Genomic DNA, 530 nt, shown 5'->3' with positions numbered 1-530 from the left:
TCCTTTGACATCGCCCAGTTTATTCGCGCCTCATGTGCCATGGGATTGCGGAACATCCCGAACGTCCCTTTCAGGAGATTGCCGAAGCCCTTCTGCTCGTCCTGCCTCGCTTTTGGTAGCGAGGGCATTGATTGCCAGCATCGGAGGTGTCCCCGAGAACGCCCTATCGACGAGCACGGCGCCGTCGTCATCGAGCCCGGTGCGAGTTCGCACCTTGGCGGCGATGCTTTTCACCGCTTCGAGCACGGCGTGGAAATAGTTGTCCTGCAGCAGTTCTTGCCGACAGAACTTCATTACGTCCGGATGCACGCCTCGTGAAGCGAGGTCTTCGCGCAGCTCTCGCGCCCGCCGCTCTGCCTGCCCGAGCGTCTCGACTTTTTCTGCCTTCGATAGCTCGCCAGAAGCGGCGACCGAAAGCCCCGTGAACGCGAGCGCCCGGTTGAGATTCGCACGCATTGGTTCGAAGCGTTCAGGCTCGCTGACAAACCGCGCCGGCTTCATGGCCTTCCGGATGAACCCAATGATGCGAG

At 60.8% G+C, this 530-nt stretch carries 1 protein-coding gene and 1 pseudogene; both read right to left on the bottom strand.

Annotated features, from left to right (window positions below):
• On the bottom strand, nucleotides 1-128 hold a 128-nt coding region (locus tag EN780_RS41470), incomplete at its 3' end, for a TIGR02391 family protein (protein WP_281035422.1).
• A 13-nt stretch (nucleotides 129-141) separates the two neighbouring features.
• Nucleotides 142-294 (bottom strand): annotated as a pseudogene (locus tag EN780_RS41465) (TIGR02391 family protein); the annotation flags it as partial.
• Nucleotides 295-530: the final 236 nt, after the last annotated feature.

The organism is Mesorhizobium sp. M4B.F.Ca.ET.089.01.1.1, assembly GCF_004022605.1.
Classification (GTDB): domain Bacteria; phylum Pseudomonadota; class Alphaproteobacteria; order Rhizobiales; family Rhizobiaceae; genus Mesorhizobium; species Mesorhizobium abyssinicae.
This window is presented reverse-complemented; position numbering and strand designations above follow the sequence as displayed.